The 21,347-nt window shown below is 72.4% G+C and carries 21 protein-coding genes; 9 read left to right on the top strand and 12 right to left on the bottom strand.

What is annotated here, in order from left to right; genetic code table 11:
• Nucleotides 1-70 precede the first annotated feature (70 nt).
• Nucleotides 71-751 (bottom strand): bifunctional DNA primase/polymerase, encoded by a 681-nt coding sequence (locus AC3IYJ_RS17635; RefSeq protein ID WP_489402251.1) that lies wholly within the window; start codon nucleotides 749-751, stop codon nucleotides 71-73.
• Between the two features lie 220 nt (nucleotides 752-971).
• Between AC3IYJ_RS17635 and AC3IYJ_RS17630 the strand changes: the two genes are divergently transcribed.
• On the top strand, nucleotides 972-2,351 hold the full coding sequence (locus AC3IYJ_RS17630) for an NsdA family TPR-like regulatory protein (protein WP_489402250.1): 1,380 nt from the start codon (nucleotides 972-974) through the stop codon (nucleotides 2,349-2,351).
• Nucleotides 2,352-2,444: 93 nt separating this feature from the next.
• Here the strand turns inward: AC3IYJ_RS17630 and AC3IYJ_RS17625 are convergent, their stop codons facing one another.
• Nucleotides 2,445-2,693 (bottom strand): hypothetical protein, encoded by a 249-nt coding sequence (locus tag AC3IYJ_RS17625; RefSeq protein ID WP_489402249.1) that lies wholly within the window; start codon nucleotides 2,691-2,693, stop codon nucleotides 2,445-2,447.
• A gap of 296 nt (nucleotides 2,694-2,989) precedes the next feature.
• On the opposite strand from AC3IYJ_RS17625, the gene AC3IYJ_RS17620 reads away from it, so the two are divergent.
• The gene (locus AC3IYJ_RS17620) at nucleotides 2,990-4,495 is read left to right on the top strand and encodes a hypothetical protein (RefSeq protein WP_489402248.1); all 1,506 of its coding nucleotides are present in this window, start codon (nucleotides 2,990-2,992) and stop codon (nucleotides 4,493-4,495) included.
• A 56-nt stretch (nucleotides 4,496-4,551) separates the two neighbouring features.
• Here the strand turns inward: AC3IYJ_RS17620 and AC3IYJ_RS17615 are convergent, their stop codons facing one another.
• Nucleotides 4,552-5,877, bottom strand: a complete 1,326-nt coding sequence (locus AC3IYJ_RS17615) for an ABC transporter substrate-binding protein (RefSeq protein ID WP_489402247.1) — start codon at nucleotides 5,875-5,877, stop codon at nucleotides 4,552-4,554.
• A 217-nt stretch (nucleotides 5,878-6,094) separates the two neighbouring features.
• Here AC3IYJ_RS17615 and AC3IYJ_RS17610 point away from each other — a divergent pair, with 217 nt between their 5' ends.
• Nucleotides 6,095-6,541: an SCO4402 family protein gene (locus AC3IYJ_RS17610; RefSeq protein WP_489402845.1), complete on the top strand. Its 447-nt coding sequence runs from the start codon at nucleotides 6,095-6,097 to the stop codon at nucleotides 6,539-6,541.
• Nucleotides 6,542-6,569: 28 nt separating this feature from the next.
• Entirely contained in the window at nucleotides 6,570-7,451 is an 882-nt protein-coding gene (gene purU / locus AC3IYJ_RS17605; protein WP_489402246.1) for a formyltetrahydrofolate deformylase, read from the top strand.
• A gap of 50 nt (nucleotides 7,452-7,501) precedes the next feature.
• On the opposite strand, the gene AC3IYJ_RS17600 is transcribed toward purU, so the two are convergent.
• Both AC3IYJ_RS17600 and AC3IYJ_RS17595 read right to left on the bottom strand, forming a co-directional pair.
• A complete protein-coding gene (locus tag AC3IYJ_RS17600) occupies nucleotides 7,502-8,866 on the bottom strand; it encodes a maleylpyruvate isomerase N-terminal domain-containing protein (RefSeq protein ID WP_489402245.1) in 1,365 nt (454 codons plus the stop codon).
• Entirely contained in the window at nucleotides 8,866-9,447 is a 582-nt protein-coding gene (locus tag AC3IYJ_RS17595) for a sigma-70 family RNA polymerase sigma factor (protein ID WP_489402244.1), read from the bottom strand. Before AC3IYJ_RS17595 ends, AC3IYJ_RS17600 begins: the two co-directional genes overlap by 1 nt.
• A 320-nt stretch (nucleotides 9,448-9,767) precedes the next feature.
• On the opposite strand from AC3IYJ_RS17595, the gene AC3IYJ_RS17590 reads away from it, so the two are divergent.
• Nucleotides 9,768-10,292: an EF-hand domain-containing protein gene (locus tag AC3IYJ_RS17590; protein ID WP_489402243.1), complete on the top strand. Its 525-nt coding sequence runs from the start codon at nucleotides 9,768-9,770 to the stop codon at nucleotides 10,290-10,292.
• A gap of 69 nt (nucleotides 10,293-10,361) precedes the next feature.
• On the opposite strand, the gene AC3IYJ_RS17585 is transcribed toward AC3IYJ_RS17590, so the two are convergent.
• Together AC3IYJ_RS17585 and AC3IYJ_RS17580 are read right to left on the bottom strand one after the other, a co-directional pair.
• Nucleotides 10,362-11,096, bottom strand: coding sequence for a helix-turn-helix domain-containing protein (locus tag AC3IYJ_RS17585; protein ID WP_489402242.1), 735 nt, complete (start codon nucleotides 11,094-11,096; stop codon nucleotides 10,362-10,364).
• 105 nt (nucleotides 11,097-11,201) lie between these two features.
• The gene (locus AC3IYJ_RS17580) at nucleotides 11,202-12,767 is read right to left on the bottom strand and encodes an AMP-binding protein (protein WP_489402241.1); all 1,566 of its coding nucleotides are present in this window, start codon (nucleotides 12,765-12,767) and stop codon (nucleotides 11,202-11,204) included.
• A 176-nt stretch (nucleotides 12,768-12,943) separates the two neighbouring features.
• On the opposite strand from AC3IYJ_RS17580, the gene AC3IYJ_RS17575 reads away from it, so the two are divergent.
• Genes AC3IYJ_RS17575 through AC3IYJ_RS17565 form a run of 3 tightly spaced genes read left to right on the top strand, consistent with a single transcriptional unit; the run spans nucleotide 12,944 to nucleotide 16,273 of the window.
• Nucleotides 12,944-14,155 carry an amidohydrolase family protein gene (locus tag AC3IYJ_RS17575; RefSeq protein WP_489402844.1) on the top strand — a complete coding sequence of 404 codons (1,212 nt, stop codon included), beginning with the start codon at nucleotides 12,944-12,946 and terminating at the stop codon, nucleotides 14,153-14,155.
• Nucleotides 14,156-14,160: 5 nt separating this feature from the next.
• The gene (locus AC3IYJ_RS17570) at nucleotides 14,161-15,324 is read left to right on the top strand and encodes an acyl-CoA dehydrogenase (RefSeq protein WP_489402240.1); all 1,164 of its coding nucleotides are present in this window, start codon (nucleotides 14,161-14,163) and stop codon (nucleotides 15,322-15,324) included.
• Nucleotides 15,325-15,331: 7 nt separating this feature from the next.
• Nucleotides 15,332-16,273, top strand: coding sequence for an acyl-CoA dehydrogenase family protein (locus AC3IYJ_RS17565; protein ID WP_489402239.1), 942 nt, complete (start codon nucleotides 15,332-15,334; stop codon nucleotides 16,271-16,273).
• Nucleotides 16,274-16,364: 91 nt separating this feature from the next.
• Here AC3IYJ_RS17565 and AC3IYJ_RS17560 read toward each other — a convergent pair whose 3' ends face one another.
• The 4 genes from AC3IYJ_RS17560 to AC3IYJ_RS17545 form a co-directional block, all read right to left on the bottom strand.
• Nucleotides 16,365-16,595, bottom strand: coding sequence for a hypothetical protein (locus AC3IYJ_RS17560; RefSeq protein WP_489402238.1), 231 nt, complete (start codon nucleotides 16,593-16,595; stop codon nucleotides 16,365-16,367).
• Nucleotides 16,592-17,026, bottom strand: a complete 435-nt coding sequence (locus AC3IYJ_RS17555) for a hypothetical protein (RefSeq protein WP_489402237.1) — start codon at nucleotides 17,024-17,026, stop codon at nucleotides 16,592-16,594. Before AC3IYJ_RS17555 ends, AC3IYJ_RS17560 begins: the two co-directional genes overlap by 4 nt.
• 159 nt (nucleotides 17,027-17,185) lie before the next feature.
• Complete coding sequence (locus tag AC3IYJ_RS17550) at nucleotides 17,186-18,631, bottom strand: sensor histidine kinase (protein WP_489402236.1); 1,446 nt, start codon at nucleotides 18,629-18,631, stop codon at nucleotides 17,186-17,188.
• On the bottom strand, nucleotides 18,628-19,356 hold the full coding sequence (locus AC3IYJ_RS17545) for a response regulator transcription factor (RefSeq protein ID WP_489402235.1): 729 nt from the start codon (nucleotides 19,354-19,356) through the stop codon (nucleotides 18,628-18,630). Before AC3IYJ_RS17545 ends, AC3IYJ_RS17550 begins: the two co-directional genes overlap by 4 nt.
• A gap of 437 nt (nucleotides 19,357-19,793) precedes the next feature.
• On the opposite strand from AC3IYJ_RS17545, the gene AC3IYJ_RS17540 reads away from it, so the two are divergent.
• The gene (locus tag AC3IYJ_RS17540) at nucleotides 19,794-20,255 is read left to right on the top strand and encodes an ATP-binding protein (protein WP_489402234.1); all 462 of its coding nucleotides are present in this window, start codon (nucleotides 19,794-19,796) and stop codon (nucleotides 20,253-20,255) included.
• Nucleotides 20,256-20,418: 163 nt separating this feature from the next.
• Here AC3IYJ_RS17540 and AC3IYJ_RS17535 read toward each other — a convergent pair whose 3' ends face one another.
• Nucleotides 20,419-21,282, bottom strand: a complete 864-nt coding sequence (locus AC3IYJ_RS17535; protein ID WP_489402233.1) for an FkbM family methyltransferase — start codon at nucleotides 21,280-21,282, stop codon at nucleotides 20,419-20,421.
• Nucleotides 21,283-21,347: the final 65 nt, after the last annotated feature.

The following is a 21,347-nucleotide window of genomic DNA, read 5'->3' as shown; positions in this document are numbered from 1 at the left end:
GTCATCAGTTCCCGGTGGAAAATGTCCCGCCGGGTCCCGCCGGATCCCTCGGATGTTGCGCCGGGGTCCTTCAGGCGCCCCGCCGTGCCCGCTCCGCCGCCGCCTCGCGACCGCAGGCGTACGCCAGCGCGTCGATCAGCTCCTCCACGTCCGGCAGCCATCGGTTCGCGGCCGTCGGCGCCTGCGCCCACTGCACCGAGCCGCGCCCGCCGATGCGGGTCGGTGGCGCGGCCACGTACTCGCCCTCGCCCCGGGCGGCCAGGTCGAGTTGGGCCGGCTGCCAGCCGAGCTTGCGCAGCAGGTCGGGGACCTTCGCGCCGGCGCCGGGCAGGACGAAGAACAGCATCCGGCCGGCCGGGGTGGCGATCACCGGGCCCAGGGTGCGCTGCATGCGCTGGAGCCGGGCCAGCGCCAGGAACCCGGCCGCGTCCGGCACGTCGAGGGCGTCGAAGGTCCGGCCGGTCGGCAGCAGGATGGAGGCCTTCGCATTCCTGCCCCAGACCCGCCGCACCTGCACGGCACTGCCCGAGGCCTGCGAGGCCCAGTCCTTCCCCGCCGCGTGCGCACCCGGCGCAGGGCAGTCCGCCGCCGAGCACGAGCACTGCTCCCGCCCGTCGGCGGACTCCAGCCAGGTGCCGGCGAAGACATCCCAGTGCCGTTCTTCCGCGTACCGCACGGCATGGTCCAGCAGCGGCTCGCTGCGCTGGAGGGGGATGGGCGCGGTCTCCGTGACTCCGATGGTCTCTTCCACGTGCAACACAACTCTTGGGGTCAGCGGGGGTTACGGGCGTAAACCCGACGGGGCCCGGAGCATCGATCCTGCATGCGGGGCGCATAGGTGCATCGGAGGGGGCGCGTAGGAGACCGGGGCGCCGGAGATGGGTAGCGACAGGACGCAATGGGGAAGATTCCCCGCACATCAGGCGGGAAGTGATCATTCCAACGATCATCCGCGGCTTCTGGGGGTTTTCATGGCAGCCAGGCCTCTCGTCGCCCGCCAGCCGAACGAACGGCTGCAGGCGCTCATCCAGGAAGCCGGGTGCTCCAATGCCGGGCTCGCCCGGCGCGTCAACATGTGCGGGGCCGAGCACGGTCTCGACCTTCGCTACGACAAGACCTCCGTGGCCCGCTGGCTGCGCGGACAACAGCCGCGCGGCCGGGCCCCGGGAATCATCGCGGAGGCGCTCGGCCGCAAACTCGGCCGGACCGTCACCATCGACGAGATCGGCATGGCCAACGGCAAGAACCTCGCCTCCGGCGTAGGCCTGCAGTTCTCCCCGACCGTCATCGGCGCCATCGAGCAGGTCTGCGAGCTGTGGCGCAGCGACGTGGGCCGGCGCGACTTCCTGTCCGGGTCGAGCGTGGCCTCCTCCGCGCTCGTGGAGCCGAGCCGCGACTGGCTGATCACCGGCGCCGACGCGCAGATCGCGCGCAGCGGCGGCTCGCGGGTCGGGATGTCCGACGTGGAGGCCGTCCAGGCCACCACCGAGGCGCTGAAGGAACTGGACCACCGCTTCGGGAGCGGGCACGTGCGGCCGGTGGTCGTGCACTACCTCAACTCGGTGGTCTCCGGACTGATCGGAGGCTCGTACCGGGAACCGGTGGGGCGCGCCCTCTTCGCGGCGGTCGCCCGCCTCACCGAGCTCGCCGGCTACATGGCGGTGGACACGGGCCAGCCGGGCCTGGCCCAGCGCTACTACATCCAGGCGCTGCGCCTGGCACAGGCGGCCGGCGACCGGGCGTACGGGGGCTACGTACTGGCGGCCTCCATGAGCCACCTGGCGGCCGAGCTGGGCAATCCGCGGGAGATCGCGCAGCTGGCGAGGGCGGCGCAGGAGGGTACGCGCGGACAGGTGACGCCCCGGGTGGAGTCGATGTTCTACGCGGCCGAGGCGCGCGGGCACGCACTGCTGGGCGACAGCCGGGCGACGGCGGTGCTGTCCTCGCGGGCGGTGACCGCGCTGGAGCGGGCCGAGCCGGAATCGGGCGACGACCCGGTGTGGATCCGCCACTTCGACCAGGCGTACCTGGCCGACGAGCTGGCCCACTGCCACCGGGACCTGGGCCAGGCGGACGCGGCGGCGAAGCGGGCGGAGGAGGCCCTACGTGACCTCCCGGCGACCAAGGCGCGCCGCCGGGCCATCGGCATGCTGCTGCTCGCGGCCGCGCGGGTGCAGCAACGGGAGATCGAGGCGGCCTGTCAGACGGCCGCGCAGGCGGCGGAGGCCCTGTCGGGGCTCCGCTCGACCCGGGGGGCGGTGTACCTGGAGGACTTCAGGACCCGCGTGGAGCCGTACCGGGAGGAGCCGGCGGTACGGGAATTCGGGGCCCGGCTGGAGACGGTGTCCTGAGCCGGGGCCACCGGGGGCGGCCGACGTGATGCCGGCCGCCCCGTACGGCGTCGCCGCGGGCCCGGAGTCTCGCCCCGCGGTGACGCCCGCGTCTCAGTGGCCGAAGAAGAAGCCCTGGAACGTGTCGCGGTCCCAGCTCTTCTCCTTCTCGCTGGTGGAGCCGTAGATCGGGCCGAAGTGGGCCGGGACGCCGGCGAAGGACGAGCCCTGCGAGCGCTCGCCCCCGCGCGAACCGGTGGACTGCACGAGGGCGCCGCCGTCGTCGGCCAGCGCGGCCGAGGCGCCGCCGAGCAGGATGCCCGCGGCGAGGACGGAGGCGGTCAGGGCGGAACGCATGCGCATGAGAACTCCTATGGATTCCAGGACGACGCGACGAAAAGGTGCGCGTCGGCAAGTCCAACGCCACGCAAGATCCCGGGAAACGCAGCGTCACTCCACTGGCCCGCTGGAGACCGTTACTACGTCACGTTGAGTGAAGGGCCGGGGTGGGGGAGGGCCCCCGGCGGTGGTGCCCCCTGGGGGTCCCCCCGGACGAAGTCTGGGGGATCGGTCCGGGGATGGCCTGACGGGGAATGGGCGTGACCGGGTAGCGTGAGCCGACGTTCCGAAGGTTCGGAGAGGTCGGAGAGGGAGTCCCGGTGACGGAGAGCGGACAGGGCGGCAGCCCACAGGCAGGCGGCCCGTGGGGCCCGCCGATGCCGGCGCAGCCGCCCGCGCAGCCCGACGCGGAGCAGCCGGAGCACCCGAACGGCCGCCCGGCGCAGGACCGGACCCCGTACGGCCAGTCCCCGCAGGGGCAGTTCCCGTACGGCCAGCCCCAGCAGGGCCAGCCCGCGTACGGCCAGTCCGCGCAGGGCCAGCCCGCGTACGGCCAGCCCCAGCAGCCCCAGCCCGCGTACGGACAGCCCCAGCAGGGCGGGCCCGCCTACGGCTACCCCGCACCGGACGGTCCCGCAGCCGGGGGGCCCGGCTACGGCTACCCGCCGCAGGGGCACGTGGTGGGCCCCGGTTACGAGGGGCCCGGTGACCCGCACGGCTACGGCTATCCGCCGCTGCCCGAGGCCGTCACGCAGTACATACCGCCGGTTCCGGCCGCGCCTTCCCACGAGGAGGCCGCGACGCAGTTCATCGCACCGGTTCCGGCCGCGCCTTCCCACGAGGAGGCCGCGACGCAGTTCATCGCACCGGTTCCGGCCGCGCCCTCGCACCAGGAGGCCGCGACCCAGTACATCCCGCCCGTTCCGGCCGCCCCCGTCGATCCGGCCGCCGGGTTCGACGGGCTCTTCCGGGGCGACACCCAGCACCTGCCGCCCGTACAGGAGCCGGTGCTCCGCCAGCAGCCCCCGCCGCGGCCCTACCCGCCGCAGCAGCACCAGCCGCGCCCGCCGTACCAGCAGCACCGGCAGCCGCAGCCGCCCCAACAGGGCTATCCGCAGCAGCAGTTCCAGCAGCAGCCGCACCAGTCGTATCCGCCGCCCCAGCCGCCCCGCGAGCCCGCGCCGGCCCCGCGTCGGGTCTCGCCCGGGATCATCGCGGCCGTCGTCGTCGGTCTGGCCGTCGCCGGGCTCGGCGTCGGGGCGGTGCTCAGCGACGACAAGGCGCAGAACAACGACCCCGGTGCCACCACCACCTCCACCCCCACCGGCAAGGGCTCTCCGGCCGCGGCCGGAGAGGCACCGCTCGATCCGGCCCAGCCCCAGGCCGTACAGCTGGACAAGCTGCTCGCCGACAGCAACGACAGCCGTGCCTCGGTGATCAAGGCCGTCGACGACATCAAGGGCTGCAGCAACCTCGATCAGGCGGCCACCGACCTGCGCGACGCGGCCCGGCAGCGCGAGGAGCTGGTGACCCGGCTCCAGGAGCTCAAGGTGGACCAGCTCCCGGACAACGCGAAGCTGACGGCGGCGCTCACCCAGGCCTGGAAGTCCTCCGCGCAGGCGGACAACAGCTACGCGGCCTGGGCGGACGACCTCAAGGGCGACAGCGACAAGTGCAAGGACGGCAAGGCGAAGTCCACCGGGAACGCCGCGGACGGCAACAAGGCCAGTGGTGACGCCACCAAGGCCAAGGAGTCGGCGTCGGGCATCTGGAACGCGATCGCCGGCAAGTACAGCCTCACCAAGCGGGACAAGAGCCAGCTCTGAGCCGCCGGTCCGGGCCGGGCCGTCCCCGGCCCGGCCGCGAGGCCCCGTACCAGGGCTTAGTTCGACCGCGGGGCCTGTTCCAGGGTCGGGGTCATGTCCATGGACTGCTCGCCCTGCTGGGCCACGAGGCGGCCCTGCTGGACCACCTGGAAGGTGACCCGGCCGTTGACCATGCGGGGGAAGCCCGCGACGGCGCGCATGTCCTGGTAGCGCCAGCTGAGGTCGGGGGTGAGGCCGCCGGTCTTGATGGGCTCGGCCCCGTTGAGCTTCTGCGAGAGCTTGCGGGCGGTGATCTGCTCGTCGTCCTTGAACCGCTTCACCGCCTCGCCGAGCACGGTGTACGCGATCCACGTGGTCTGGGCGCCGCTGTCGTCGATGTCGACGGTGTCGTCGCCGAAGGCCTGCTCGGTGACCACCCGCTGCATCGGAGCCCAGAGGGGGTCGGAGGCCACCGGGTACCAACTGGTCACGTACGCGCCCTCGAAGGGGCTGTCCTTGCCTCCCGTGCGGTCCACCAGGGCCTGGCTGACCGAGCCGAGCACCGAGGAGATCTGCGGCTTGCGGTTCTGGGCGTCGGCGCGGCGGAAGGCGTCGAAGAACGTCTCGGTGCGCTCGCCGAGCACGGCCGCCACGCACCCCTTCTCCTTGCCGCCGTCCTTCGCGTTGGTGGCTCCACCCTTCGAAGGCGCGGACGGAGAGGAGTCGATCAGTGCCTCGCGGGCCTGCGGGGCGAAGTCCGCGGAGTCCTCGGCGGCCCGGATGTCGCTGGCCTCGGCCATCTGGTTGGCCTTGAGGCCGGCGTTGAGCTGGACCGGCAGGGCGTCGCCCGCGAGGGTGTCGGGGCGGACGAGGGCGACCTTGGCGCAGGCGCGGCCGAGCTGGTGGCCGGCGCCGGCGAGCAGGACGGGCTGGCCGCCGTTGACGGGGTAGGACAGCGGGGACTGGAACTCCTCGGAGGAGACCCCGTACCCGCCGATGAACGGGATGCCCTCGGTCTCCAGCGGGGCCATGAAGGCGCGTCCGTGCTGGCTGTACGAGCCGACGACGGCGACGGCCTTCTCGGCGATCGCCTTGCGGGCGCAGTCGGCGGCGCCGCTGGGGGTGTTGTGCTCGTTGCAGGTCAGGACGCGGAGCTTGTGGCCGTTGATGCCGCCCTTGGCGTTGACCCAGCGTTCGTAGGCCTTGGCCATGCCGGGCATGCCGGGCATGTTGGTCGCCTTGGTGCCCTCCGGTGCGAAGGTCATGACGGTGAGCGTGGAGCCGGTGCCCCCGGAGCCCCCCGTGCCTCCGGGGAGCACCCCGCAGCCGGCGACGAGACACGCTCCCAGCGCCGTGGTCAGAAGGGAGCGGGAGAGGGTTGCTGCGCGTCGCCGGGTGGTCATGTGCATGCACCATTCCGCGCCGCGGGTAACTGAAGAGTGAGGTGTGCACAACATCGGGTGACGCCGAGGTGAATTACGGGTAACCCCTGTACGGGGGGCCGGCGCGGGGCGCGCACAGGCGCTGCAAGATCACGCAAGACGGGAACGTACGATCGAAAGCGTGACATTCGCCCAAGGTTCGAAGAACTCTTCCCGCCGCGGTGGCCGCTCCTCCACCATGGGCGGCATGCCCCTCAACGACATGCCGTGGTGGCGCTGGCGCAGCAACGTGCGCTCGGCGCTGCACATGCTTTCCGACCCCGCCTTCCAGGAGGACACCTGGCTGGCCGGCACCGAGGGGTACGGGGACGTCACCGACGCCGTGTACCGGCTCGTCGAGGACACCTGGCTCGACAGCTGGTCCGCGGAGAAGTACGTCGGCACGATCTTCCGCGACTCGCAGGAGGCGGCTGTGGTCGACCTCGCCGTGCTGCGGGTGCTGCGGATCATGCACCAGATAGGCCCCGACGCCCCCGTCTCCGGCTACCTGGAGCACCATGCCTGGCCGGAGGCGGTACGGGCCGCGCGCGAGGCCCACGTACGGCTCGCGCTGGCGGACGGGGAGGACCCGGACGCGCGGCCGTGCTCGCTGGACGTCCTGAGGATCCTCACGCGCGCGGTGTGAGCGGCGGAATGTGAAAGGCTACGGGGTCATGAGCGATGACCTGCAGCCGCAGACCCCGGCCCCCCAGCAGTACGTACTGACCCTCTCCTGCCCCGACAAGCAGGGCATCGTCCACGCGGTGTCCAGCTACCTCTTCATGACCGGGTGCAACATCGAGGACAGCCGGCAGTTCGGCGACCGTGACACAGGTCTCTTCTTCATGCGGGTCCACTTCACCGCTGACGACCCGGTGACCGTGGAGAAGCTGCGGGCCAGCTTCGCCGCGATCGGCGACTCCTTCCGGATGGACTGGCAGATCCACCGCTCCGACGAGCGCATGCGGATCGTGCTGATGGTCTCCAAGTTCGGGCACTGCCTCAACGACCTGCTCTTCCGCACCCGGATCGGCGCCCTGCCCGTGGACATCGCCGCGGTGGTCTCGAACCACACCGAATTCGAGGAACTGGTCGGCTCGTACGGGATCCCGTTCGTGCACGTCCCGGTGACCAAGGAGACGAAGGCGGCGGCCGAGGCGCAGGTCCTGGAGCTGGTGCGCTCCGAGAAGGTCGAGCTCGTCGTCCTCGCCCGCTACATGCAGGTCCTGTCGGACACCTTCTGCAAGGAACTCAGCGGGCGGATCATCAACATCCACCACTCGTTCCTGCCGAGCTTCAAGGGCGCGAAGCCGTACCACCAGGCGCACGCGCGGGGCGTGAAGCTGATCGGCGCGACCGCGCACTACGTGACCGCGGACCTGGACGAGGGCCCGATCATCGAGCAGGAAGTGGAACGGGTGGGCCACGAGGTCACCCCGGAGCAGCTGGTGGCGATCGGCCGCGACGTGGAGTGCCAGGCGCTGGCGCGCGCGGTGAAGTGGCACAGCGAGCACCGCGTCCTCCTCAACGGCACCCGCACGGTCGTCTTCGCGTAGACGCCCCCCGGCGCCTCCCCGCGCGGGGAGGCACCGAAGCCGGGCGGGTCCTACAGCCGGCTCAGGGAGGCGGCCGCGAAGAGGACGTCGCGGATTGCCTCGCGGTCGCCGTTCTGGCCGACCGCCGCGTCCTCCGGCGAGATGTGGCCCGCCGCGAGCTGGCAGAACTCGAAGCCGTCCAGGGCGATCCGGGCCACCGTGTGGTCCGCCGAGGGCTTGGCCGCCGGGGAGTCCAGCGCGATGTCCCAGCCGCCTCCGCCCGCGCCCTCGATCTCCAGGTGCAGGGTGCGGCCCGGGGCTCCCGCCGCGACCAGTCCGCGCGCGGGCGAGGCCAGCCCCGCGCGCCGGCGTCCGGCCAGGGCCTCCGGGAGGAGGCGCGCCGCCAGGTCGATCATGCGGTGCAGGTGGGGCGCGGAGGGCAGCTCGTACGGGTAGTCCACCGCCTCCGCGATGTCCACGGCGTGGACCCAGCACTCGAAGGCCCGCTCCAGGAACGCGTCCCCGAGGGGGAGCGCGAAGGGGCCGTAGCTGACCGACAGTTCACCGACCCCGCGGCCCGCGAAGGACACCGTGCGGACCAGGGTGTGGCCCTGCTCCCGCCACGGCTCGCGGACCCGCCGGGTGGTCGGGTACGGGGACGCCTCCCAGAAGTGCTCCGTGCGGTCGGTCGGGTTGCCGCCCGGCGGTGCGTCCGGGCCCAGCGGGTCGTCGAGCCCCAGCGCGGCCGCGACCAGCCCGTCCACCGACAGGAGGTGCCCGATGACCCCGGCCACCGTGGTCCGGCGGGACTGGCGCCGTTCCTCCTCGAACCACTTGAGCCGGACCGGGGTGTGCCACTCCGAGTCCCCGAAGTCCCGCAGCAGCGCGTCGAGTCGCGCCGTCTCGGTGTCGTACGGGCTCGCCCACACCGGCACCGGGATGCGGGCCGGCCGTTTGCCGAGGCAGTCCTCCAGCACCCGCGAGCGCAGCAGCGGCTTGAGGTCGAGGCTCTCCTCCGGGTGCAGCAGGCCCACGGCGTCGCGCAGCCGCAGCGCCTCCTCGGCGCAGGGCGCGCACTCGGTGAGGTGGTCCTCCACGGCCTGGGTCTCCTCCGCGGAACACGCGGCCAGGGCCCAGGCGCCGAGCAGGGACTTCAGCACGGCGTGGGTGGGCGGGGGAGGCGCGGGCACGGCCTCGGGAGCGGGCGCCGGTGCGGGCGTGGGCTCCGAGTACGCCGTGGGCAGCGGGTACTCGGTGTGCTCGTCGTGCTCCTCGGCCTCCGGGATCTCGGTGCGGTCGGGGTGGTCATGGAGGCCGCGCAGGTCGTCGAGGTGATCGAGGTCGTCCGCCGCCTCGCGCGGGCCCGGTATGCGCGCCGGACCGTCGGCGCCCGTGGGCCGCTCGTACTCGTCTTCGGCGTCGTAGGGGCTGCTCATCAGGGCGTTCCATATCCGGAGGCGGAGGGGCCGGGTCCGTGCGGGACGGTCTCGTCCCGGGGAAGGGCATTGGCCGTCGACAGGAGTTGCAGGCCGAGCCGCAGCCGGCGCCGTGCCTCGTCCTCACTGATCTGGAGGTCGGCGGCGGCCTGTCGGTAGTCGCGGCGCTTGAAGTAGGCGAGTTCGAGCGCGGCCCGCAGCGGCGCGGGCATGGAGGTGACGATGAAGTCGGCGCGGGCGGCCGCGTTGGCGCTGCGCACCTTCTGCTCCAGCTCCTCGCGGGAGCCGCGGCCCAGCTCGGCCTGGCGCAGGCGCGCCACGGCCTGGCCCTGGGTGATGCGGGCGACCCAGGAACGCATGGAGCCCTGCTTGGGGTCGTAGGCGTCCGGGTTCTCCCAGATGTAGCCGAAGACCTCGCGGGTGATCCGGTCTGCGGCCTTCTCGTCCCCGAGGACCCGGTGGGCGAGGCTGTGCACGAGCGAGGCGAAGCGGTCGTACAGTTCCCCGAGCGCCGCGGCCTCGCCGCGTGCCAGCCGCTGTTGCATACGGCGGTCCCAGCGCGGTGGAACGTCCTTCGGCATCGTGCCCCCTGCCGGATCCCCGGAATCGCAGCCGTGTGTCGACCACTCGAATGTAGTGGGCACTCAGCCATGTGCGCCCGTTTTGAGGGAAGGTCGCCCCGGAAGTGGGACCTCCGTGGTAGAGGCGTGGCGTTTTGCGAACCGTGGTGCGCGGGGCCCCGGATGGGCACACGCGTACGCGCCCCGCCGCGCTCCTCGTGCGCTGGTTCGATGCGGCCACCTGCTTGCACGCTTCGCTTAACGCGCAGGCCACGTAGGCCGTACGCTCCTGGCTTGTCTTGATCTGAACCCACCGCACACGTGAAGGCGGAACCACGAATATGGACAGCGCAGAATACGAGCGCAAGATCGCCGCCCGATTCGCCACCTTCGACCAGGACGGGAGCGGCTATATCGACCGGGAGGACTTCAGTACCGCCGCCAAGGCGGTGCTGGCCGAATTCGCCGTGGCGGCCCGCTCCGACAAGGGGCAGGAAGTCTTCGCGGGCGCGGAGGCCTTCTGGCAGGGCATGGCCGGAATCGCGGACGTCGACGGCGACCAGCGGGTGACGCGCGAGGAGTTCATCACGGGTGCGGCGAAGCGGCTGCGGGACAACCCGCAGCGGTTCGCGGAGATCGCCCGGCCGTTCCTGCGGGCGGTGATCGCGGTGGCCCACGGCGACGGCGAGGGCATTGACGCCACCCCGGAGGCGGCGGCCCGCGTGCTGCGCGTGCTGGGCACCCCTGAGGAACTGGCGGGCCCGCTCTCCGTGGCCCTGGACGCCGACGGCGACGGCCGCATCACGGAGGACGAGATCCTGACGGCCTTCGCCGGCTACTGCGGCGTGGCGGCCCCGGACGCGTGACGCCTGCGCCGCGGGGCGCCGCGGGGCGTACGAGGCTTCGTGCGCCCCGGCGTGCCGCGTCCGGCCCGCCTACGCGGGGTCCGGGGGCGTCGGTTCGGGCTGGGCGTGGAGGATGTCGCGGGCCTGGTCGGCGGCCCGGGTGATGCTTTCGGAGACGAAGTCGACGAAGCGGGCGATGTTCTCCAGGCGGACGGCGGCCGGGGTCTCGGGGCCCAGGACGCCCACGCCCTGCCGGGCGATCTCGGCGAGCTGGGCGGTGCCCCGGGCGCTGGAGATCATCGACTGGTACCAGACGTCGTTGTCCACGACGTAGCGCTCGCGGCGGCGTTCGTCGCGTTCCCGGCGGACCAGGTCCTGGCCTTCGAGGAAGGTGATCGCCTTGGAGACGGACGCCGGGCTGACCTGGAGGCGCTGGACGAGTTCGGACGCGGTGAGGCTGCCGGAGTCGCTGGTGTAGAGGCAGGTCAGGACCCGGGCCATCATCTTGGGCGTCCCGGACTGTATGAGGACGGTGGTGAACAGTTCCTCGTACGCGCGCACCGCCTCGGCGTCGCGCCCGTGGGGCTGCGCGGGCGCCGCGGGGTTGCGGGGCGCTGCCGGAACACGGCGCTGGGCGCGGCGTTCGGTGGCGCGGTGGGCCAGGTCGGCGCGGTAGGCGGTGGGGCCGCCGTTGCGCATCACCTCGCGCGTGACGGTCGAAGTGGGGCGCTCCAGCCGCCTGGCGATCTCCGCGTAGGCGAGGCCGTCGGCCAGCCCCAGCGCGATCTGCTGGCGTTCGGGCTGGGTGAGCCTGCCTCCCGGCATCGCGATCTCCTCCGTGGTGGTTCCTTGATCCCTGACGCCTCCAGCGTAGCGTTCGCTATTGGATAAATGCAACGAAGGGCGGTCCGCCCCGCGCCCGGGGCGGGGTTACGCGTACCGCTCGCGCAGCTTGTACTTGAGGACCTTGCGCAGGGCGTCGTTGCGGGGCAGGGCCTCCACCAGCTCCAGCTGTTCCGGGAGCTTGTGGGTGGACAGGCCCTGCGCGCGCAGGTGGGCCGTCAGCTCGGGCAGGGTCAGCGGGGCGGCGCCCGCGGGCTGTTCGACCACCGCGCAGACGCGTTCGCCGCGCTCGGGGTCCGGCAGGCCGATGACCGCGACGTCGGTTATCGCGGGGAGCTCGTGGAGCAGGTCCTCGATCTCCTTGGCCGAGATGTTCTCGCCCTTGCGGATGATGACGTCCTTGCTGCGGCCGGTCAGGACCAGGTAGCCGTCCGGGGTGAGGTGGCCGAGGTCGCCGGTGATCAGGTAGCCGTCGGCGTCGAAGGTGCCGGTGTTCTGCGCGCGGTCCAGGTAGCCCTGGCAGACCGCTTCGCCGCGCAGCCGGACCTCTCCGTCCGTGCCCGCCGGCAAGGGTGTGCCCGCCGCCGTGGTGATGCGGATGGACATGCCGGCCGGGGGGCGGCCCTCGGTGGTCGCCAGGTTCTGCGCCGTGTCGTCCGGGGCGCCCATGGTGATCATCGGGACTTCGGTCATGCCGTAGCCGTGGGTGAGCTGGCAGCCCAGTTCGCGGACGACCGCGTGGTAGATCTCCGGGGGCTTGGGGGCGCCGCCGCCCGCCAGGAGGCGCAGGGACGGGATGAGGGGGGTGTCCGGGGCCTTGCGCTGTTCCGTCAGGAACATGGAGTAGAAGGCCGTGGAGCCGCCGGCCACCGTGACCCCGTGGCGGCGGTAGCCGTCCAGTGCGTCGGGCATCGCGAACTTCTCGAACAGGACCGCGGGGAACCCGTAGAGCAGCAGCATCACCGTGTAGTCGGGGCCGGCGATGTGGGCGAAGGGGAAGGCCATCGAGCCCACGTCGGCCGGGGTCAGGTGCAGGGCGTGGGCCAGGCAGGAGCCGCCCGCGATGAGGGAGCGGTCGGTGTGCAGGACGCCCTTGGGGTCCGATGTGGTGCCCGAGGTCCAGTAGATCCAGCGGACGGAGGTGCCGTCCGACGGGGGTGCGGGAAGTACGGCCGGGTCCCCGGCCGGGAGGGCGTCGTAGGCCTCGAAGACGCCCCGGGCGCCGAGGCGTTCCGCCATCGCCGTGTGGTCGAAGCCGCGCCAGGTGCCGGGCGAGGCGAAGAACTCCGCCTTCGACTCGCGGAGCGCGAAGCCGACCTCGCGGTCCCGGTAGAAGGGGATGACCGGGGTCTGGACGGCGCCGATGCGGGCCAGGGCGATCGAGAGCAGGACGGTCTCGATACGGGTGGGGAGCTGCCAGGCGACGACCGTGCCGGGGCGCACGCCCATGTCGTACAGGCCCGCCGCGACCTCCTCGGAGCGGGTGCGCAGCTCCCCGAAGGTCAGCCGGCGGTCGTGGGCGGGGTCCTCGGCGGCCTCGATGAGGACGGGGGCGTCGGGGGTCAGGGCCGCCCGGCGTTCGATCAGGTCCCAGAGGGTGGGGGAGCGGCTCAGATCGATCGCCGTGTCCGTTGCGTCCGTCGTGTCGGGCATTCCAGACCCCTCCCCTTAGCTGACGGTCAGTCAGATCCAGCGCAGAGCGTAGAGCGCGGACGCTTGTCGGTCCAGGGGTGGCGAGGCTAGCTTGGTTCCAGATTTCTGACGCACCATCAGATTCGGCGTCATCGGATTCGGCACCATCGGATTCATTCGGCTTGCGGCGAGGGGACATCATGGAACTGCCTCGGATCATCAGCGTCGACGACCACGTCATCGAACCGGCCCACCTGTTCGACGTGTGGCTGCCGGCCAAGTACCGCGACCGCGGCCCCAAGGCGCTCACCGCCGGCATCGGCGAGCTCGCCTACACCGGCGGCAAGTACCAGATCACCATGGACCCCGACGGCCCGCCCACCGACTGGTGGATCTACGAGGACCTGAAGTTCCCGTACAAGCGCAACATCGCCGCCGTCGGCTTCGACCGTGACGACATGACCCTGGAAGGCATCACCCGCGAGGAGATGCGGCGCGGCTGCTGGGACCCCAAGGCCCGGCTGCTCGACATGGACCTCAACCACGTCGAGGCCTCCCTGTGCTTCCCGACCTTCCCGCGCTTCTGCGGGCAGACCTTCGCCGAAGCCCACGACAAGGAGGTCGCCCTGGCCTGCGTGCGCGCGTACAACGACTGGATGGTCGAGGAGTGGTGCGGCGACAGCGGCGGCCGGCTGATCCCGCTGTGCATCATCCCGCTCTGGGACATCGACCTGGCCGTCGCCGAGATCCGGCGCAACGCCGCGCGCGGGGTGCGGGCGGTGACCTTCTCAGAGATCCCCACCTACCTGGGACTGCCGTCCATCCACTCCGGGTACTGGGACCCCTTCTTCGCCGTCTGCCAGGAGACCGGCACCGTCGTCAACATGCACATCGGCTCCAGCTCCCAGATGCCCGCCGCGTCCCCCGACGCGCCGCCCGCCGTCCAGGCCGCGCTCAGCTTCAACAACGCCATGGCCTCGATGATGGACTTCCTCTTCAGTGGGGTCCTGGTGAAGTTCCCGACGCTCAAACTCGCCTACAGCGAAGGCCAGATGGGCTGGATCCCCTACGCCCTGGAGCGCGCCGACGACGTGTGGCAGGAGCACCGCGCCTGGGGCGGGGTCAAGGACCTGATCCCCGAGCCGCCGTCCACCTACTACTACCGGCAGATGTTCGCCTGCTTCTTCCGCGACAAGCACGGCATCGCCTCGCTGGACGTCGTCGGACGCGACAACGCGACCTTCGAGACCGACTACCCGCACGTGGACTCGACCTTCCCGCACACCAAGGAGGTCGCCCTCGACCACGTCAAGGGACTCGACGAGGAGACCATCTACAAGCTGATGCGCGGCAACGCCATCCGGATGCTGGGCCTGGACTTCGACCGCGACCGGCGGACGGGGCGGTAGCGCCGGTGGACCTCACCTACACCGAGGAGGAACAGGAGTTCCGGGCCCGGCTGCGCGCCTGGCTCGGCAAGGTGCTCCCCGAGCTCCCCGCCAAGCCGTCCCCCGACGACTGGCCCGGCCGGCGCGCGTACGACGCGGGCTGGCAGCGCCGCCTGTACGACGCCGGGTACGCCGGGCTGCACTGGCCCGTGGACGCGGGCGGCCGCGGGGCCACCCCGACGCAGCACCTGATCTTCCTGGAGGAGACCGAACGCGCCGGAGCCCCGTACGTCGGCGCGAACTTCGTCGGGCTGCTGCACGCCGGGCCGACCATCGCCGCCGAGGGCACCGCCGAACAGCGGGCACGCTGGCTGCCGCCCGTACTGAGCGGGGACGAGGTGTGGTGCCAGGGCTTCAGCGAACCGGACGCCGGCTCCGACCTGGCCTCCCTGCGCACCCGCGCCGTCCGCGACGGCGACGAGTACGTGATCACCGGCTCCAAGATCTGGACCTCGCACGCGGAGGTCGCCGACTGGTGCGAGCTGCTGGTGCGCACCGAACCCATCGGCGCGAGCACCCCCAAGCACCGCGGGATCTCCTGGCTCGCCATGCCGATGGACGCGCCGGGGGTCAGCGTCCGGCCGCTGCGGACCCTCGCCGGGTCCACCGAGTTCGCGGAAATGTTCCTCGACGAGGTACGGGTCCCGGTCGCCAACCGGGTCGGCGCCGAGAACGACGGCTGGCGCGTCACGATGGTGACCCTGTCCTTCGAACGCGGCACGGCCTTCGTGGGCGAGGTCGTCGCCTGCCGGCGCACCCTGGGCGAGCTGGCGCGCACCGCGAGGGCCAACGGCCGCTGGGACGATCCCGTACTGCGCCGCAGGCTCGGGCGGCTCTACGGGGAGTTCGGCGCCCTGTGGCGGCTCACCCAGTGGAACGTCAGCGAGTCGGAGCGCTCCGGCGGCGTCCCCGGCATCGGCGGCAGCGTCTTCAAACTGGCCTACTCGCACGCCCGCCAGGAGCTGTACGACACCGCCGCCGAGGTACTGGGGGCCCAGTCCCTCTCCCTGGAGGAGGAATGGACCCTGGACCGGCTCTCGTCCCTGTCCTACACGATCGCCGCGGGCACCTCGCAGATCCAGCAGAACATCGTCGCCGAGCGGATCCTCGGCCTCCCGAAGGGCAGGTGAGCGTCCCGTGGACTTCCAGCCGACGCAGGACCAGCGGGACCTGCGCGCAGGCGTACGGGACCTCCTGGCGGGCCGGTACGGGCGCGAGGCGCTGCGCGCTTCGGTCGACCGGGCGGCCGCCACCGGCCGGTCCGTGGACCGCGAGCTGTGGCGGGAGCTCGGCGCGGCCGGGTTCTTCGCGCTGCGGCTGCCGGAGAGCGAGGGCGGGGTCGGCCTGGGGCTGCCGGAGGCGGTCCTCGTCTTCGAGGAGGCCGGGCGGGCGCTGCTGCCAGGCCCGCTGGTCGCCACCCACCTGGCCGCCGGGATCGTGCCGGGGGCCTCGGAGGGGGAGGCGGTGGTGACGGCCTTCGACCTCGACCTCGACAAGTGGCTGGTGACCCACTTGGACGAGGCCGACGCGGTGCTCGGGTTGCCGCCCGGACCGCGGACCGGGCAGCCGGTGCGGTCGGCGGATCCACTCACACCGCTGGCGACGGCGACCTTGGAGCTGCACATCGAGGCGAGCTACAACGTCGTGGACGACCTGGACCGCCGCCAGGAGGGGGCCCTGCTGACGGCGGCGCTCCAGCTCGGCAGTGCGCTGCGCACGGTCGAGATGGCGGTGCGCTACGCCAAGGAGCGCGAGCAGTTCGGGCAGCCGATCGGGGCGTTCCAGGCGGTCAAGCACCTGTGCGCGCAGATGCTGGTGCGCGCCGAGGTGGCCCGTACGGCGGTGTACGCGGCCGCGGTCACGGAGGATCCGTCGGAGGTGGCGGCGGCCAAGCTGCTGGCCGACGAGGCGGCCGTGCGCAACGCCCGGGACTGCCTGCAGGTGCACGGCGGGATGGGCTTCACCTGGGAGGCGGACGTGCACCTGCACCTGAAGCGGGCGTGGGTGCGGGCGCGGCAGTGGCAGACGGCCGACGACGCGGAGGAGGCGCTGGCGGAGGACCTGCTGGCCGCGGTGTAGGGCGGACGCGGGCGTACCGGGGCCGAGGGCGCAGCCGTGCGTCCGGCCCGCCCCGAGGACCGGGGCGGGCCGGAGGCGCGAGTGCGGCGGATCAGTTGTTCTGGGTGGCGTCCGAGTCCGCCTCGGCCGCCGCGCTCTCGGCGTCGTCCATCTTCTGTTGCATGTCCTTGACCGTGGCGTCGTCCGAGCCGCTCACGGAAGCCTTCTTGCCGGCCCCGGCCCCGGCCCCGGACCCGGCGCCCGGCACGCAGCCGGTGACCAGCAGGGCCGCGGCGGTGGCCAGGACGGCGAGACCGGCGGCGGCGCGGCGGGGGAGGGTCACTTGGAGGTTCCCTTGGCGCCCTGCGCGGAGCACCAGGTGCTGACGGCCTTCAGGTCCTCCTGCCGCTTCTGGAGCGTGGGCAGCAGGCTCTTGCGGTAGGTCAGGCGGTCGTTCAGATAGGTGTGGATCTCGGTGTGGCCGGCGGTCTGGGCGTTCGCGACGCGCTGCTCCAGGCGCGCGACGGAGCCGGGGACGGTGGCGTCGCCGTTCAGCCGCTTGACCGCGGCGCCGATGCGCTCCTCGGTCTTCGGCAGCCGCTTGCAGATCGACTCGGCGCCGTCGCCCTTCGGCGCGGACTTGGGAGCCTTGGCGGCCTGGGACGCGGCGGGCGCGGGCGAGGCGGAATCGGCCTGCGCGGGGACGGCGGCGAACAGGGCGCCGACCAGTGCGAGGGCGCCGATCGCGGCGGCGGTCCTACGGTTTCGGAGCATGGCTCAATCTCCTTCGGTGCGAGCGGGCCGACGCACGGGAGGCCGACCGGGCAGGACAGTAGGCCGTGTCTTTGTGGAAACTTTGTGAGTCCGCCGCAGTCCGCCGGAAGCCGGAATCCTCACGGGCGTCCGGTCGGCCGCGGCTCGGCCGCCCGGCCCTCAGCCGCCGCGGGAGATCCAGTCGCGGCGCGCGGGCAGCCGCAGGGTCGGGGCGTCCGCCTCGGGCAGGGGCAGGCGGACCTCGAAGCGGGTGCCGGCGCCGCCGGGCGGTGTGCCGATGACGACCGTGCCCCGGTGCAGCGCCACCTGCTGTGCCACCAGCGTCAGCCCGAGCCCGGACCCAGGGCTGCCGGGGCGGTGGTGGAACCGCCGGAAGACGGCCTCGCGCTCCTCGGGCGCAATGCCGGGGCCCGTGTCGTCCACGGTGAGCACCGCGTGCCCGCCCTCGGCGCTCAGCCGCACCGAGACGGAGGCCGGCCCCTCCGGCGGGCGGCCGTGCACCACCGCATTGCCGAGCAGGTTGGCGAGCAGGATGCGCAGCCCCGCATCCCAGCCGAAGACCCGTAGTTCCGCGGGCAGTTCCACCTCCATCCGGGCCTCGGGACGGCGCCGGGCGCTCTCGGCGGCCACCGCGTCCACCAGCTCGGACAGGTCGAGCGGGGCGAAGGCCGACACCTCCACCAGGTCGCCCCGGGCGAGCAGCTGCAGGGCGGTGAGCAGGTCCAGCAGCCGGGCGTGGTCCTGCTGCAGGTCCCCTACGATCTCGGCCCTCTCGGCGGCGGAGAGGCCGGGATGGGCCGCCAGGACGTCCAGGTCGGTCCGCATGCTCATCAGCGGGGTGCGGAGCTCGTGCGAGGCGGCCGAGGAGAAGGACCGGGCGGTTTCCAGCGCCTGCGCGGTGCGGGCGCCCTGCTCCTCGTAGCGGGCGAGCAACTGGGATATGGCGGAAGACAGTTCGTCCACCTCCGTGATGTTCGCCGGTGCGCTCGCGAAGGCGGCCGCGCCCGCGCCCGGGTCGAGCTCGGCGGCCCGGCGGCTGAGCCTGCGCACCGAAGCGGTGGCGCGACCGGCCAGCCCGTACGCGAGCAGCCCGGAGACCGGCGCCGCCAGCAGGGCGACGAGCAGCACCCGGCGGCGTACGGCGACCACCTGGGGGTCGGCGGCCGAGGCCGGGGCGGACAGCCGCAGCGTGCCCGGTACCGGCCCGGTCACCGGGACGGTCAGCACCCGCCATGCCCGCCCCTTGGAGCGGACCGTGAGCGGCCCGTCCGGAGTCGGCTGGGGCAGCCGTACCGTGTCGGGGGGCTGCGGGCCGCCCTCCAGGACGACGGATCCGTCCGCCGAAAGGACGCGGATACCGGCGTCGAGGGCGTCGCCGAGGACCTTGCGGTGCTGGTTCTGCTCGACCTTCGGCCTGCCGTTGCGGTCGGCCGAGAGCAGCGTCCTGACGTCCGGCAGCACGGCGGAGGCCCTGTCCTGGAGCCGGGCGTCCTGCTGCTGGTGCAGATCGCGGCTGACCAGCCCGAGCACGAGCAGGCCCGCGGCGAGCACCAGCAGCGGCACCACCACGGTCACCGAGAGCGCCATGCGGGTGGCGAGCTTCACGACCCGCCCTCCCCGGCCCCGGGGACGCGCAGGACGAAGCCGACGCCGCGCACGGTGTGGATCAGGCGCGGGCGCCCGCCCTCCTCCAGCTTCCGGCGCAGATAGCTGACGAAGGTGTCCACGGCGTCGCTGCGCACCTCGAAGTCGTACCCCCACACCCGGTCCAGCAGTTGGTCCCGGGTCAGGACGATGCCCGCGTTGCGCACGAGCTGGACGAGGAGCTCGAACTCGCGCCGGGTGAGACGGAGGTCGGCTTCCCCGTGGCGGACCTGGCGGCTGGCCTCGTCGATCACGAGCGGTCCGGCACGCAGTACGCCGGTGGGCGGAGCCTGTGCGGGCCTGCGCCGCAGGAGCGCGTGCAGGCGCAGGACCAGCTCCTCCAGGGCGAACGGTTTGACCAGGTAGTCGTCGGCCCCGGCCTGGAGTCCGGCGATCCGGTCCGCGACCTCGTCGAGGGCCGACAGGATCAGGACGGGGGTCTCGTCCCCGTGGGCGCGCAGGCCGCGGCAGACCTCGGTGCCGCTCAGGCCGGGCATCGAGACGTCCAGTACGAGGACGTCCGGGGCCGGGCGGGTCCGGTCGGCCAGCAGGGCGAGCGCGCCGGGCCCGTCCTCGGCGAGCACCACGGTGAAGCCGCTGAGCCGCAGGCCGCGCTCCAGGGAGCGGCGGATGGCGGCGTCGTCGTCGGCGACCAGGACCCGTCCGGTGGATGTGCCGTCGGTCATGGTGACTGCCCTCCTTGCGCGCGGCCCGTCGCGGGTCGGGCAGACCCTCTCACGGCTGCCCGAAGGGTCGGAAGGCGGGGGTCGGCAGGGGGTGGCGGGCGCCGTGACCCTTTGTGGCGAGAAGGCTCGCGGGGTACGGGAGGAACGACGCGGGACGCATGTCCGATTACAGAGAGTTGATATCGGTTTGTGTCCTTCGCCCGACCGAATGCGGCCCGGAGACGGGGAGCGGCTCCGGTACGCTCCCGGGAATGCGAGCGGTTGAGCGGCGCGAGCGCCGCACAGTATGCACCACGCCCGGTGCTTCACGCTGGAATATGCCCGAAGCGCTTGTTCTGGTGACTGTATGTCAACCATGCTGCTACGCACGGGGGTCACGGTCGGTGATCCCGTCCTGTCGCGAGGCGAAGTGTCCGCCGGTTCGGATGGTGTGAGCGGTGCAGGTGCTTCAGGTACAGCTGGAGGTAGGACCGGACCCCGCCGAGGTCGGCCGGGCCCGCCGATGGGCCCGCTCGCGGCTGGCGGGCTCGGGCATAGGGGATGACGAGCCGCTCGCCGAGACGCTGATCCTGCTGATCTCCGAGCTGGTCACCAACGCCGTCGTGCACACCGGCTGTCCGGCCGTGCTGCGCATGCTGTTCGGGGAGCCGGGCGTGCGGGTCGAGGTCGCCGACGCGAGCGACCGGGCGCCGGCCAGGCGGCAGGCCGCCGGGGACGACACGGGCGGCCGCGGCCTGGAGCTGGTGGACGGGCTGGCGGACCGCTGGGGCTGGCAGCCCGAGGGTGCCGGGAAGCGGATCTGGTGCGAGGTGGACCGCGCGGAGAAGGCCGAAGCCGACCGGGTCCCGGACGCGGTGCAAACTCGTGGGCCGAACCGGGAACCGCGCGTGTACCTCTAACGAGGTGTTGACGGTTCGTCAACTGTTGATCAGTCTTGTGTTGAGCGATTCGTCGCGAGGGGACGCCAAGGGTCCTTGCCTTGACGAGTGCGGGTCGTGGGGTGGCGGCTGCCGTGCCGCGCTCGGGGCGTGCACGAACGTACGCCGCCACCCGTAGTACACCTCACCCCAGCATGGCCAGGTATTCGTTCGGCGCCTGGGGACCCACCAGGTTCCGCATGCCGAGCTGGCGGAGGCAGTGGTAGGCGAGGTCGACCGAGTCGTAGACGTGGTGGGCGATCAGGGCCAGTTGCTTGAGCTGCTCGTCGGTCATGGACTCGGGGTGCCCGAAGTCGCGGACGTACACGACGTCGGCTTCGAGGAGTTGGTGCCGGGCCTGCCGGAAGTCACCGCCGAAGATCACGGGGGCGATCGGCCAGCGCTTGACCGCCGCGAAGGCGTGCGGGATGAATCCCTGATCGCGCAGTTCCCGGTCCACGTCGCCGAACACGGGCTGGTTCTCGTACAGCGGGACGAAGGAGACCTCCGCGTGCACGGCCACGGCCTCGGCCAGCTTCTGCCGGCCGCCCTGGAAGACCATCAGCTCGGATCCCTGGACGTCGATCTTCAGCAGGTCGAAGGCGTCGACCGCTTCGACGTCGTCCAGCCGCCGGGTGGCGATCTGGACCTCTTCCTTGACGTGGCCCCACTCGGTGAAGCCGTTGAAGAGCCCGAGCCTGTTCGGGTCGGGGCGGAAGAGGCTGGTCATGCCGGGGATGTCGGTGACGAAGAGGGTGTGGACGGCGCCGTCGCCGAGGGCGTCGGGCAGGTAGGTCTCGTGGGGTCCCTTGCGCCGCTGCAGCTCGTCCAGGGCCTCGGGCTGGGGCTCGAACCCCGTCACCTTGCACAAGCCCGCCTTCAGCATGCCCAGGTACGGCGGGTCCCCGTCGATCGGGTTGGCGCCGACATCGACCACATGCGTCGGCCGGACCGGTTGGATCAGGTCGAGCAGGGGTGACGCGGGGCGGGGCGATGCGGTGACGGTCATGGACGCTCTCCGGTGTTGACGTGGCGATGCTCCCCAGCCGGGCAGTCTTCCGCAGCGGGGGTCGA

This window comes from Streptomyces sp. GL_140, assembly GCF_057834465.1.
The sequence above is the reverse complement of the archived record's forward strand: the minus strand, read 5'-3'. Positions and strand labels throughout refer to the sequence as shown.